Origin of the sequence: Lederbergia graminis (assembly GCF_042655485.1) — a bacterium.
In the GTDB taxonomy this organism is placed as follows: domain Bacteria; phylum Bacillota; class Bacilli; order Bacillales; family Bacillaceae_C; genus Lederbergia; species Lederbergia graminis.
Map to the genome: position 1 here is coordinate 696,709 of NZ_JBHSMC010000001.1, position 13,390 is coordinate 710,098.

The following is a 13,390-nucleotide window of genomic DNA, read 5'->3' on the forward strand; positions in this document are numbered from 1 at the left end:
TTTACATAATAACAGAAAAAGAGCTGCCCCAAAAACTTAGAGCATAGCACCTTTTCATAACATTATACAGTAATATCATAATGAATATGATTCTGTTATGATTGAGTGTTAGCCTTTTTCGAGACAGCTCCCATATTTATTAATAGTTTTCTTTTACTACTTGTGCACAACGTTTGCATAATGTAGGATGTTCTGAATCTACACCAATTTCCGGCGTTACAACCCAGCATCTTTCACAAGTCTCACCATCCGCTTTTTCTACTACAACAGCTGCGTGCTCTAACTTCAATGCATTTTCTGGTGCTTCATCAACTGTACCAGCCACTTCAAAGCCAGAAACAATAAATAATTGTTTCATACTTTCTGATAAACTTTCTAATAATGCCTTCGTATTATCATTTACATATAAAGTAACTTTTGCAGTTAGTGATTTACCAATTATTTTTTGGTTACGAGCTTCTTCAAGAGCTTTTAATACATCATCACGAAGCTTTAGGAATTTTGACCATTTTTCCTCCAGCTCTAGTGCACGCGATAAATCTTTTACTTCTGGCATATCTGTAAGTTGAACACTTCCCTCTTGAACAGCTGGTATATGTGCCCACACTTCGTCTGTTGTATGCGGCAAAATAGGTGCTAATAATTTTGCTAATGTTACTACACTTTCATACATGACGGTTTGCATTGCTCTACGTTCATAATTATCTTTCGCTTCGATGTATAATACATCCTTTGCAAAATCCATATAGAAAGAGCTTAAGTCTAGTGTACAGAAATTATTAACTGCATGGTAAATATTCATGAATTCATATTTTTCATAAGAATCTTTTACTGTCTTCACAAGATTGTTAAGTCTAACAAGAATGAATTGATCTACCTCACGGAGTTTTTCATACTCAATTGCATCTGTTTCAGGGTTAAAATCGGCTAAGTTTCCAAGTAAGAATCGGAAAGTATTTCTAATTTTCCTGTAAACTTCACTTACTTGTTTTAGGATAGCTTCAGAAACACGAACATCCGCTTGATAATCAACAGAGGCAACCCACAGGCGGATTATTTCTGCTCCGAGTTGTTTTGTAATTTTGCCAGGAAGAATAACATTTCCTAGTGATTTACTCATTTTTCTTCCATCACCATCTAAAACAAAACCATGGCTTAATACTCCTTTATACGGAGCTTTACCAGTAACAGCTACAGCTGTTGTTAGTGAAGAGTTAAACCAACCTCTATATTGATCAGACCCTTCTAAATAAAGATCAGCTGGACGTTGTAAGTCATCACGTTCAACGAGAACACCTTGATGTGAAGAACCTGAATCAAACCATACATCCATAATATCTGTTTCTTTCGTGAAGCTTCCATTTGGACTTCCTGGGTGTGTAAACCCTTCTGGAAGCAGTTCTTCTGCTTCTTTTTCAAACCAAATATTAGACCCATGTTCACGGAATAAATTCGCTACGTGATGAATTGTTTCATCCGTAATTATCGCTTCACCGTTTTCTGCATAAAATACAGGAATTGGTACTCCCCATACACGTTGACGTGAAATACACCAATCGCCACGGTCTCTTACCATGTTATAAAGTCTTGTTTCACCCCAATTTGGAACCCATTTGACTTCTTTTATCGCTTCAAGCAAATCTTCGCGGAAATCTTTAATAGATGCGAACCATTGAGATGTTGCACGGAAAATAACTGGTTTTTTTGTACGCCAATCATGAGGGTAAGAGTGAGTAATGAATTCGAGCTTCAATAAAGCCCCAACTTCATTTAATTTATCCGTAATTGGTTTGTTTGCTTTATCATAGAACATCCCCTCGAAGCCAGGAGCCTCTTCTGTCATAACTCCTTTATCATCTACAGGACATAAAACATCTAAATTATATTTTTGTCCTACAAAAAAGTCATCTTCCCCGTGTCCAGGTGCTGTATGAACACAGCCAGTTCCTGAATCTACCGTAACATGATCCCCTAATACAACGAGCGAAGGGCGATTATATAATGGGTGTTTTGCCACTACACCTTCTAATTCTGAACCTTTAATGGTTTGAACTATTTCAACATTTTCCCACTCTAAAGTAGTTGTTACATTTTCTAAAAGTGCATGAGCGATTAAATAACGGTCATTATTAACAGAAACTACAACATAATCTAAATCAGGATGTACAGCAATTCCAAGGTTTGCAGGAATAGTCCATGGTGTTGTTGTCCAGATAATGACTTTTGTTCCCTGTTCAATAACATTTTTCCCATCTTCTACTTCGAATGCAACATAGATGGAAGGGGAACGTTTATCATGATATTCAATTTCCGCTTCTGCTAATGCAGACTCACTTGATGGAGACCAGTAAACTGGTTTTTTCCCTTTATAAATATAGCCTTTTTTCGCCATTTCGCCAAAAACTAAAATTTGTTGTGCTTCATATTCTGGTTTTAACGTAATATAAGGGTTATCCCAATCTCCTCTAACACCTAAACGTTTAAATTCTGTACGCTGGTTATCGATTTGTTCATATGCATAATCTTCACATAGTTTACGAAATTCAGCGATGGACATTTCTTTCCGTTTTACACCTTTATTCGTAAGCGCCTGTTCGATTGGCAATCCATGTGTATCCCATCCAGGGACATACGGAGCACAGTAACCATTCATTGATTTATAACGCACAATAAAATCTTTTAATGTTTTATTCAGCGCGTGCCCCATATGTAGATCCCCATTTGCGTATGGTGGTCCATCATGTAATATGAATAATGGTTTTCCTTTTGTACGTTCTTGTACTTTTTTATAAATATCTTGCTCTTCCCAACGAGCTTGAATTTCCGGCTCTTTATTCGGTAAATTGCCTCGCATAGGAAATTCTGTCTTTGGCATTAATAAAGTGTCTTTATAGTCCATGTTAATCCTCCTATTAATAACTATTACTTGGAAAATTCGCTCCGGTTGCTAATTTAGATGTGCGGATTCGTAAGTCACGAATCTGAAAGAAATACTTTGCTAGATCAGAACCGTTGTAGTCACCCGTCCATCAACACATTAATTACAGCAACAAAAAAATAGCCTTCTCATCCCATAAAAGGGACGAGAAGGCTATTCCCGCGGTACCACCCAAATTGACAAAAACATATGTATATTGTCCGCTCAATTTCCGTATCGTGGAGTGTCCGCTTGCATCTACTAACATATGCGTTCGAATTAAGAACTCGAGGGTGATCTTCCATTGCCTTCCTATTCCAAGCTCGCACTATCCTTGGATCGCTTTAATAGGGTTGGGGCATGTACTGTCCCTGTCATCATTTAGTAATATAAAAATTTATTTCATTATATGTGAGGATAGATCGATTCGTCAATATTACTCTTCAACTTCTTGAAGAGCTTTTAATTCTGTTGAATCAATATCCAACTCCATTAAATGATCCCAATCATCATTTCCGATTAAATCAAGCTGAGCCTCAATGAGTAATTTAAATCTTGTTCTGAAAACTTTTGATTGCTTCTTTAATTCTTCAATTTCTAAAGCGATTTTACGAGCTTTAGATAGGGCATCATTTACAATTCGATCTGCATTCTTCTCTGCTTCTTTAATAATTAGTTTTGCTTCTTTTTGTGCATTTCCTCTTACTTCTTCAGCTGCTTCTTGAGCAACAACAATTGATTTATGAAGCGTATCTTCAATTGTACTGAAATGGCCAAGCCGCTCGTTTAACGAAGAAAGCTTATCCTCTAATTCTTTTTTCTCACGAATAATCAATTCATAATCTTTAATTACTTGGTCAAGAAACTCATTAACCTCATCTTCATCATAACCACGGAATCCTCTACTGAATTCTTTATTATGTATATCGACAGGCGTTAACGGCATATTGCCACCTCCATTGCAAATCTATCATTATTACTATATTATACATGGAATATTAGATTTCGACTATATATTACGAAAAACCTGTAAATATTATTTTAAAACTATTTCTTTAATCCAATTTTCACACGATATTTATCTTTTTTTGTTCTTCCTTGCAATTGTTTAATAGTGCAACGTCCAAAACCACGGACAGATAAAACATCCCCTTCATCACATTCAAAGGAAGTACGCTCTATTTTTTCCCAATTAACTTTTGCATGTCCTTGTTGGATAAGTAATTGTGCTTTTTGTCTAGAGATATTATACGCAGAACTAATAATGGAATCTAAACGTAGTGAACTAACAGTTGTATCTCGTTCTAACCATTTATCTTCCGTATTTATAGCTAGTTCATTCTCACATCTCTTTATCGTCACCTTAGCTTTTCCTATTTGCGTCAAATTGATCTTCACAAAATCCTCTATTTCGGTAGCAAGGAAAAATTGTATCACTTCATCATTAATAAGAATATCTCCAAACTTATCTCGTTTCATACCAAGAGACATAATAGACCCTAAAACCATCCGGTGATCAAGTTGAACAAATTTCGTAGGATATTTTATCTCATAGAGCCCAATTTGGTAATCTGCTTCGTCTGGAGTCATATACTCTGGATAAATTAGCGCCCTTTTACGCTCACAATTATCTATCCCTCCAAAAAATTGGTAACGCACTGCATTTTGTTCACCAATAATGGAACGAACAATAAATTGTTGGCGAGGATCGAGAAAATCGGTAAGCTTATCAGCATAGGTATTTTCTACATATTGTTGCCAGCCAATTACTTGATCAATAAAGTCCTTTTCCTCAGGCCGGAAATGCTGGTAAATGCCTGACATAATTTACACTCTCCATAACCACTAAATATATTAAAACATTCTCCCTAATTCTAATAATCCAGTTGTTGCAAGTCTTAGTACAAAAAATGCAACAATTGGCGAAATATCAATCATTCCTAGCGGCGGAATAAACCTCCTAAATGGCTCCAAGTATGGTTCACAAATTCGTCCTAAAAACTCACCAATTGCAGATTCTCGAGCACCAGGAAACCAACCCATTAAAATATAAATGATTAATGCCCATGAATAAATTTGGATAGCCTGTCCAATAATGCCTATAACAAAATCCATCTTATTAGGACCACCTCGTATCTGTAAAGTCGTTTTCGGCTATGATGTCAGATATATTCCCTGAGACTTCCACATTATCAGGTGTACATAGGAAAATATCTAGTCCAATTTTTTGAATGTCTCCACCTATTGCATACACGGCACCACTTAAAAAGTCCACTATTCTAACAGCTTGATCATGTTGGATACGCTGTAAATTTACGACTACAGCACGTCGATTTACAATATGATCCGCAATTTCCTGGGCTTCAGCATAAACTCTAGGTTCAAATAATATAACTTTAGATGACTTTTGAACACTTTGTAAACTTACTACATTTTGTTTCTTTACTTCTGGATAATGCTTTTCGTTTTCAGGTGCTTGAACTTGTTGACGATTCACTGTTTTTTCTTCTTCTTCGATATACTCTTCATCATCAAGCAAGAAAAAGTTCTTAAACTTTGTTTTAATCCCCATAAACAATCCTCCTCTATTCTCCAACTAAGGCAGTACCAATGCGTACAAATGTTGCGCCTTCTTCAATAGCTATTTGATAATCATTAGACATTCCCATCGATAATTCCGTACATGGCGCATAATCCAACTTCATATTTGCTACTTCTGTTTGAATAGATTTCAATCTTCTAAAACAATCCCTCAATATCGTTTCATTATCGATATGAGGTGCCATTGTCATTAATCCGATAACCTGTATATTTGGGTAATTCTTCAGATTTTTAATAAACTCGATTACTTCCTCAGGTTCAATTCCATGCTTCGATGATTCCCCTGAGACGTTAACTTGTACAAAACATTTTATAGGTGCTTTGGCTCTTTTATTTATTTCTTTCGCTAAAGACAATCTGTCTAAAGAATGGATATAGGACACTTTATCTATTATATTCTTTACCTTCCGAGATTGTAGGGTCCCAATAAAATGCCATACAGGCCCATCTCCCAAGCTATTCCATTTGGTCGTTAGGCCCTCATCTCTATTTTCCCCTAAGTGAATAATACCTGCCTCAACCGCTTCTTTTGCTCTATCAATAGAAACATATTTTGTTACTGCAATTACAGTTACTTCTTCTGGGTTTCTATTTACATTTCTACAAGCTTCCTCAATTGATGTCTTAATTAATTCATATTTCTTTCTTACTTCCATCGTAATAACTCCTATTTGCTTTATCATGCGAAATATAATTGATTTTTTGATAAATGATATTTCTTCTAGTGTACCATAAAAGAATGCTACCCGTTAATGAATTATTAATTTTTTGGTGCACCAAGCCTTTGTTGGACATATTGATGGCTTTGGTGACGAACAAGAATCACATCTTCACCAACCTTCACAATTTGATTCCATGGAATGATAATCTCCTCTTCTTTGCCGAAGAAACTCATTAACTTTCCTGTATACCCAATTATGATCGACTCAATTCTTCCAGTTTCTAAATTTATTTCAATATCACCTATATTTCCGAGTTTACGCCCATCCGAAATATTGACAACATCTTTTATTTGGAACTCAGATATTCTGACCATATCGATTCCTCACTTTCCTAACATATACTTTAAACTAATATATGCAAGGGATCCTCATGTTCATGATAATAGTTAAGAGCCTGACTCCTTGTCTTATTAGAAATAACAAGGAATCAAGCTCTTTTATTGGATGTTTTTATTCATTTGTTTTATTGCTGCTTTTTCTAATCTAGATACTTGTGCCTGTGAAATCCCAATTTCCTCAGCAACTTCCATTTGTGTTTTCCCTTGAAAAAAGCGTTTACGAATGATCATTTTTTCCCTGTCATTAAGTCTTTGTAGACCATCGTGGAGCGCAATTTCTTCTATCCAATGGCTATCCCTACTCTTTTCATCACTTAATTGATCCATTACAAATATTGGGTCGCCACCATCATTATAGATAGGTTCAAATAGAGATACTGGATCTTGGATAGCATCAAGTGCGAAAACGACTTCCTCATGAGGGATATCAAGTTCTTTCGCGATTTCTTCTGCTGTTGGTTCTCGTGATGTCTTTGCGATTAACTTCTCGCGAACATGTAATGCTTTGTAGGCAATATCTCGTAAAGACCTTGAAACACGTATAGGATTATTATCCCTTAAGTAACGTCTAATTTCTCCAATTATCATCGGAACTGCATATGTAGAAAATCTAACATTTTGACTCAGATCAAAATTATCGATAGATTTCATCAAGCCAATACAGCCGACTTGAAACAAATCATCTACATATTCTCCCCGATTATTAAATCTTTGAATGACACTTAATACGAGCCTTAGATTTCCGTTTACTAGCTTTTCCCTCGCCGTGTTATCGCCTTGATGCATTTGCCTTAAAAGTTCCCGCATTTCTTCATTTTTTAGGACAGGGAGCTTAGAAGTATCCACACCACATATTTCAACTTTATTTCGCTTCAACTTTTTCCCTCCTTGCAGGAGCTGTTGTACAAAATTAAGTATCTCCTGGGGAGGGAATTCTATGCATTAGTATTTTTCCTTATCGACAATATTCGTCATCAAAACCAATAGTGACTAAGTGTTTCCGTTCAAAAATTTTTTTTTATCCTTTGCTACTTTTCACCCATTTCTAAACCATCTTATTAAATTCTTTCCTCAACCTTTTAATTATTCTCTTCTCTAGTCTTGATATATAGGATTGTGATATTCCTAGCATGTCAGCAACATCTTTTTGTGTTTTTTCTTCTCCACCTGTTAAACCAAAGCGAAGCTCCATTATTTGTTTTTCTCTATCAGTTAATCTCATTAGTGCTGTTAATAATAATTTTTTATCTACATTAGCTTCTAAATCTTTTGTGATGATATCCTCTTCAGTGCCGAGCACATCCGATAGTAAAAGTTCGTTTCCATCCCAGTCAATGTTTAATGGTTCATCAAAAGAAACTTCTGATCTAGTTTTATTGTTTCTTCGTAAATACATCAAAATTTCATTTTCTATGCATCTAGAAGCATATGTAGCTAGCTTAATTTTCTTCTCTGGATTAAATGTGTTTACTGCTTTTATTAAGCCAATCGTACCAATACTGATTAAGTCCTCAATGTTGATGCCAGTATTTTCGAACTTCCGAGCAATATACACAACCAATCGCAGATTCCTTTCGATTAAAATGGAGCGAGCTGCTTTATCACCATTCGGTAATTTACTTAGCAGTATTGCCTCCTCATCTTTTGATAATGGAGGAGGTAAGGCTTCACTACCACCAATGTAATATACTTCATCTGATTTCAAACCGATTTTGGTAAGAAACTTATACCAATAATACTGAATACGTAGACGAAATTGCTTCAAAAAAATATCCTCCCCTCAATAATAAACAAAGAATGATATGAATTTCATTACGCTGATTGATTTATTGATTCGATAGCCATTTTCGGATGAATAATACATTGAAAACGTCCATCACTAGATAATTGTTGATTACTAAAAACAATAAGTGCTTTCCTTTCCTCTTTTGCTTCATTTTCTTTTCCAACAGATAAATGTTGTGGTTTAAAAGCACAAAGTAGCTGATTACTGCGTCCAATAGATTTTGCAGGAATGATTCGCATAATGTTACTCCACTCTGGTGGTAATTCACTAATCGAAGCATATACATCATTTTCCTCATCTGCTAGTGTTAAAATTGCTTTCGGTATCATATCCTTTATTGTATTAACAGAAATGATCATTACTGGAGTTTTGGAGATTGGATCATATAATTGGTTACCACTATCAATCAGCCCTTTCAATTCTAGCTTTAATCCGTTTATATCAATGGATATATCCATTAACACATTATACTGAATATTCGATACGGTAATCCCATCTATTCGTCTTTTTGAAAAATGCCAAGCAAGTGGAAATGCACCTAATAAAAATAACCAACTAACAGGGTCACCAAATCCACGAACACTTTCAAGCACTACCGCAGATTGTAAATCTAAGTTAAACGTTAAAAAATAATGTGTTCCTAGTAAAATTCCTCCCATTAAAAAGGTAGCAAAATAAAACGTTAACAAAGAAGATAGAAAGGAAGAAAGTCTTTTGAATCCAAAAGCAATGTAAACCATTAATATGGATAAGCCAATCTTAACAAATGGATTTGTTGCTACATTTGCAATTGGTGTAATAGCTAATAAAATAATAATGGAACCTAGTAAACCACCAAGAAATATACGAACAGGATGAATCTTTCTTTTTAAGAATATTGATGTAGTCCATAATAAGAGGCTGTCCACAAGTAAATTTAATAGCCAAATAATATCTAAATAAACAACCAATTAAACCTCCTCCCAATCCATAAATCCAAAAAAGAAATATTCCTGATTCAATGTCATCCTTCTCGTTACTAAAAAGTATAGAACACAAATAGATTAGATTCTGTCAGTTTCTGTACTGGAAATAATAGAAGTTTTCACCTTTTACTTCGAAGATTGTCGTAAACCGTTTTAGCTAGATGGAGGGAATTAAATTATAAAAGAGTTAAAGAGAAATGTGTCTCTATAAAAAACCTCCCTATCGCCTAATTCCCTGTTTTTATTGATTAGGTTTATCAATTGGCTAATCAACCTATAATGAGAATGGAGAAGTAAAAAAGGTGGTATTAATATGGATATTTGGGAGCAAATAGGGAGAATTACACTAGGTTTCCTTTCCTTATTCTTATTGACAAGAATTCTAGGTCGAAAAGAAATTAGCCAGATGACGTTTTTTAACTTTGTATCTGCTATTTCCATCGGTTCCATAGCAGCAAATTTTGTTTTAAATAAAGATGTAGATTTGCTAAATGGTTTAATGGCGCTAACAGGCTGGACACTCTTTACATTAGTAATGGCTTTTATGGATATAAAATCAAAAGCTCTTAGAAGAATTGTCACAGGTGACCCTGTCATCGTAATTAAAGATGGAAAAATTGTCGAGAAAGCATTGAGTTCTTGTCGGTTAGATCTAGATTCATTAACTACAATGCTAAGACAACAAAATATCTTTTCATTTGTTGACATAGATTATGCTATTTTCGAAACAAACGGTAAGCTTTCAGTACTATTAAAGGAAAGTAAAAAACCCGTTATAAAAAATGATTTGAATATACCGGTTCAGTCAAAAGTATATCCTATTGCAACAGAGGTAATATGTGATGGAAAGATAATTCAATCAAACCTAAAAAAATTGAAACTAGATGAAAAGTGGATTGATATGCAATTAAGTGCAAAGAAAATTAATTCAGTTTCAGATGTGTTGTTTGCTCAACTTCAGACAGACGGCTCTCTCTACATAGATAGAAGAATTAACAATTAAGATGACACACACTCTCCACCAAAGTACATAACAAAAGACCAGAGGAGAAACAATATGCTTCACCTCTGGTCTTTAATTCGTTATTATCTTCTTCTTTTTCTATTTCTTAAGAATGCTGGAATATCAAGTGTATCCTCTACTGATTGATTAGAACGGATTGGTTCCTGATATTCTTCTTTTCCTTGATCAAAGTTTGAACTTTGACTTTGTTGTTGCACTCTATTTGGTTTTTGTTGTACGAAACTAGGACGTTGTTGTTTCGGTTGTGGTGCAACATCGTTAAATCCTGTTGCAATTACTGTTACAACAATTTCGTCTTTTAAATTTTCATTAATGACAGAACCGAAAATCATATTAACTTCTTGGTCTGAAGCTGATGCAACAATATCAGCAGCTTCCTGTACCTCATAAAGGCTTAAGTTAGTTCCTCCAGAGATATTCATAAGTACACCTTGAGCACCATCAATAGATGTTTCCAATAATGGAGAAGAGATTGCTTTTTTAGCCGCCTCAACTGCACGATTTTCTCCAGCAGCCACCCCAATACCCATTAGAGCAGATCCTTTATTCGTCATAATGGTCTTAACGTCTGCGAAGTCCAAATTAATTAATCCAGGAACAGCAATTAATTCAGAAATACCTTGAACACCTTGTCGCAATACATTATCTGCTTCACGGAAAGCCTCTAACATAGGAGTACTTTTATCCACAATTTCTAAAAGACGATCGTTCGGAATTACGATAAGTGTATCAACTGCTTCTTTCATGGCATCGATACCACCACCAGCTTGTCCAGCACGTTTACGACCTTCGAATGTAAATGGTCTTGTCACGATACCAACAGTTAGAGCTCCTAATTCTTTTGCAATTCCTGCAATAACAGGTGCTGCACCAGTACCTGTTCCACCGCCCATTCCAGCTGTAACAAATACCATATCTGCACCTTTTAGTGCCTCTTCAATTTGTTCCTTACTTTCCTCTGCAGCTTTCTTACCAACTTCTGGATTTGCTCCTGCACCAAGTCCTCTTGTAAGTTTTGCGCCGATTTGCATTTTTATTTCTGCTTTTGAAAGATTAAGTGCTTGCGCATCCGTATTTACTGCAATAAATTCAACACCTTGTACATCGTGTTCGATCATTCGATTGACGGCATTATTACCGCCTCCACCAACGCCAATAACTTTAATAGTTGCTAAAGAATCTAAATTTGTATCAAAATCCAACATGGCTAGTCCTCCTATTTGATTAAAACTTCTGATGGTCTACTCGAAAAAGTCAGCAAAAAACCTTTTTACTTTTGAGGAGATTTTTTCATCCGGATGTTTTTCTTGTTTTGTATTTTGTTGTGTCTTACTAGGTCGTTTTTCCGTTTGTTCATTTACATATTGTACTGGTGCTGAACTTACATTTCTTCCTTGTAATCTAGCACTCTTGTATGCATGTTTGATAAGTCCTACTGCTGTCGTATATTGGGGTTCTCTCACACCAATATAGTCAGGTATTGCAACTCTAACTCGATTTTGTAGTATATCTTGAGCTAATTCCATCACACCAGGCATATTTGCTACTCCACCAGTTAATACAAATCCACCTGGCAAGTTAGATATACCCATTTTATATAGTTCTTTTTGTACCAACTCAAATACTTCTTGAACTCTTGCTTCTATGATATCAGAAATTTCTAGTTGGTTAAATTGCTGATGTTGCTCACTTCCGATAATTGGTACACTAAATACTTCATCTTCAGAGGCTTCATCGTAATACGCATGGCCATATTTTGTCTTAATTTTTTCTGCATCATCCGTAGATGTTCTGAGACCGATGGATAAATCCTTCGTAATATTATCTCCACCAATTGGTATTACGGAAGTCCCTGCAATAAATCCTTGGTCGAATACTGCTACAGTAGTGGAACCACCGCCCAGATCAATAAGTGCAGTACCTAGATTCTGTTCATCTTTAGATAAAGCAGCAGATGCAGAAGCAAGTGGTTGTAGAACAATATCCACAATTTCCAAGCCTGCTCTTTCAACGCAGCGTAATGTATTATGTAGGATAGTTTTTGAACCAGTAATAATTGTTCCTTGCATTTCTAACCTAACACCAATCATTCCTCGTGGATCTGTTATTTCATCTAATCCATCGACAATAAATTGGATTGGTAAGACGTTGATTATTTCTCTTTCTGGTGGAATAGAAACAACCTCTGCAGCTTCTATCACTCTAGCGACGTCATAATCACTTATTTCACGATTTTCACTAGAAACAGCTACTACACCATGACACGGTTGTAAGCCGACATGATTTCCAGTAATACCGACGATAACTTGTTTTATTTGCATGCCAATCATTCTTTCAGCCTGCTCTACTGCCTTTTTAATCGAATGAACTGTTTCGTCAATATCCACAATTGAGCCTTTTCTAATCCCCTCAGATTTTGAAGTACCTACTCCAATAATATTGAGAGAATTATTGGACATTTCACCAATAATTACCTTGACGGAGGATGTACCAATATCCAAGCTGACATATATTTCATTGTTGTTCATTCTACGGCACCTCCTTCTACTTTACTATATGTTTTCTTAATTTTTATAAAATCCATTTTAAATCATCCTTGAGTTTACTATAATAAATAATTATTATTCAATATAGAAATATTCGTCATTCATTCATATTTATCCTGTTTAATAATACTATTTATTGAGAATTTTCTCTAGCACTAACCCATTTATTAATCAGAATTCTACGAATTACGGCGATATTTTGGAATAACCTAACTCCAAAAGCAAAAACTGCTGCTATATATAAGTCTACACCAAGATGAACACCTAGAAAAGCTAAACTTGCAGCAAGTATAATATTAAAGAAAAAACCTGTAACAAAAACTAGATTATCGTAGGAATTTTGTAGATGTGCTCTAATCCCACCGAAAAAAGTATCTAGGGCTGCTAATACTGCAATTGATAGGTAATTAGTATATTCCTCGGGTACTTTAATATCGGAAGACAGGCCTAAAAAAAGCCCAATCAACAATCCAAGAATTGGCAGCCACATA

The 13,390-nt window shown here is 35.3% G+C and carries 14 protein-coding genes and 1 other annotated feature; of the genes, 1 reads left to right on the forward strand and 13 read right to left on the reverse strand.

The genetic code is table 11. From position 1 onward, the window contains the following. Window positions 1–139: 139 nt before the first annotated feature. The 10 genes from ileS to spoIIGA form a co-directional block, all read right to left on the reverse strand. The gene (ileS, locus tag ACFPM4_RS03595) at window positions 140–2,899 is read right to left on the reverse strand and encodes an isoleucine--tRNA ligase (RefSeq protein ID WP_382347786.1); all 2,760 of its coding nucleotides are present in this window, start codon (window positions 2,897–2,899) and stop codon (window positions 140–142) included. 176 nt (window positions 2,900–3,075) lie between these two features. Continuing rightward, window positions 3,076–3,304: a binding site (T-box leader), on the reverse strand. A gap of 49 nt (window positions 3,305–3,353) precedes the next feature. After that, window positions 3,354–3,863 (reverse strand): DivIVA domain-containing protein, encoded by a 510-nt coding sequence (locus tag ACFPM4_RS03600; RefSeq protein WP_382347789.1) that lies wholly within the window; start codon window positions 3,861–3,863, stop codon window positions 3,354–3,356. A 101-nt stretch (window positions 3,864–3,964) separates the two neighbouring features. Beyond that, the gene (locus tag ACFPM4_RS03605; protein ID WP_382347792.1) at window positions 3,965–4,741 is read right to left on the reverse strand and encodes a YlmH family RNA-binding protein; all 777 of its coding nucleotides are present in this window, start codon (window positions 4,739–4,741) and stop codon (window positions 3,965–3,967) included. A gap of 30 nt (window positions 4,742–4,771) precedes the next feature. Further along, complete coding sequence (locus ACFPM4_RS03610) at window positions 4,772–5,032, reverse strand: YggT family protein (protein WP_382347794.1); 261 nt, start codon at window positions 5,030–5,032, stop codon at window positions 4,772–4,774. A 4-nt stretch (window positions 5,033–5,036) separates the two neighbouring features. After that, window positions 5,037–5,489: a cell division protein SepF gene (locus ACFPM4_RS03615; protein WP_382347797.1), complete on the reverse strand. Its 453-nt coding sequence runs from the start codon at window positions 5,487–5,489 to the stop codon at window positions 5,037–5,039. 13 nt (window positions 5,490–5,502) lie between these two features. Further along, window positions 5,503–6,174 carry a YggS family pyridoxal phosphate-dependent enzyme gene (locus tag ACFPM4_RS03620; RefSeq protein WP_382348173.1) on the reverse strand — a complete coding sequence of 224 codons (672 nt, stop codon included), beginning with the start codon at window positions 6,172–6,174 and terminating at the stop codon, window positions 5,503–5,505. Window positions 6,175–6,278: 104 nt separating this feature from the next. Continuing rightward, window positions 6,279–6,554 (reverse strand): YlmC/YmxH family sporulation protein, encoded by a 276-nt coding sequence (locus tag ACFPM4_RS03625; RefSeq protein WP_144920315.1) that lies wholly within the window; start codon window positions 6,552–6,554, stop codon window positions 6,279–6,281. A 123-nt stretch (window positions 6,555–6,677) separates the two neighbouring features. After that, a complete protein-coding gene (sigG, locus tag ACFPM4_RS03630) occupies window positions 6,678–7,496 on the reverse strand; it encodes an RNA polymerase sporulation sigma factor SigG (protein ID WP_382348176.1) in 819 nt (272 codons plus the stop codon). 127 nt (window positions 7,497–7,623) lie between these two features. Then, window positions 7,624–8,343, reverse strand: a complete 720-nt coding sequence (gene sigE, locus ACFPM4_RS03635; protein ID WP_144920276.1) for an RNA polymerase sporulation sigma factor SigE — start codon at window positions 8,341–8,343, stop codon at window positions 7,624–7,626. Between the two features lie 47 nt (window positions 8,344–8,390). Continuing rightward, window positions 8,391–9,314: a sigma-E processing peptidase SpoIIGA gene (spoIIGA, locus tag ACFPM4_RS03640; RefSeq protein WP_382347801.1), complete on the reverse strand. Its 924-nt coding sequence runs from the start codon at window positions 9,312–9,314 to the stop codon at window positions 8,391–8,393. Between the two features lie 328 nt (window positions 9,315–9,642). Here spoIIGA and ACFPM4_RS03645 point away from each other — a divergent pair, with 328 nt between their 5' ends. After that, the gene (locus ACFPM4_RS03645; RefSeq protein ID WP_382347804.1) at window positions 9,643–10,332 is read left to right on the forward strand and encodes a YetF domain-containing protein; all 690 of its coding nucleotides are present in this window, start codon (window positions 9,643–9,645) and stop codon (window positions 10,330–10,332) included. 83 nt (window positions 10,333–10,415) lie between these two features. On the opposite strand, the gene ftsZ is transcribed toward ACFPM4_RS03645, so the two are convergent. The 3 genes from ftsZ to ACFPM4_RS03660 form a co-directional block, all read right to left on the reverse strand. Continuing rightward, on the reverse strand, window positions 10,416–11,558 hold the full coding sequence (gene ftsZ, locus ACFPM4_RS03650; RefSeq protein WP_382347807.1) for a cell division protein FtsZ: 1,143 nt from the start codon (window positions 11,556–11,558) through the stop codon (window positions 10,416–10,418). A gap of 36 nt (window positions 11,559–11,594) precedes the next feature. After that, window positions 11,595–12,881 (reverse strand): cell division protein FtsA, encoded by a 1,287-nt coding sequence (gene ftsA, locus ACFPM4_RS03655; RefSeq protein ID WP_382347810.1) that lies wholly within the window; start codon window positions 12,879–12,881, stop codon window positions 11,595–11,597. 151 nt (window positions 12,882–13,032) lie between these two features. Then, window positions 13,033–13,389, reverse strand: a complete 357-nt coding sequence (locus tag ACFPM4_RS03660) for a small basic family protein (RefSeq protein WP_382347813.1) — start codon at window positions 13,387–13,389, stop codon at window positions 13,033–13,035. Window position 13,390 lies beyond the last annotated feature (1 nt).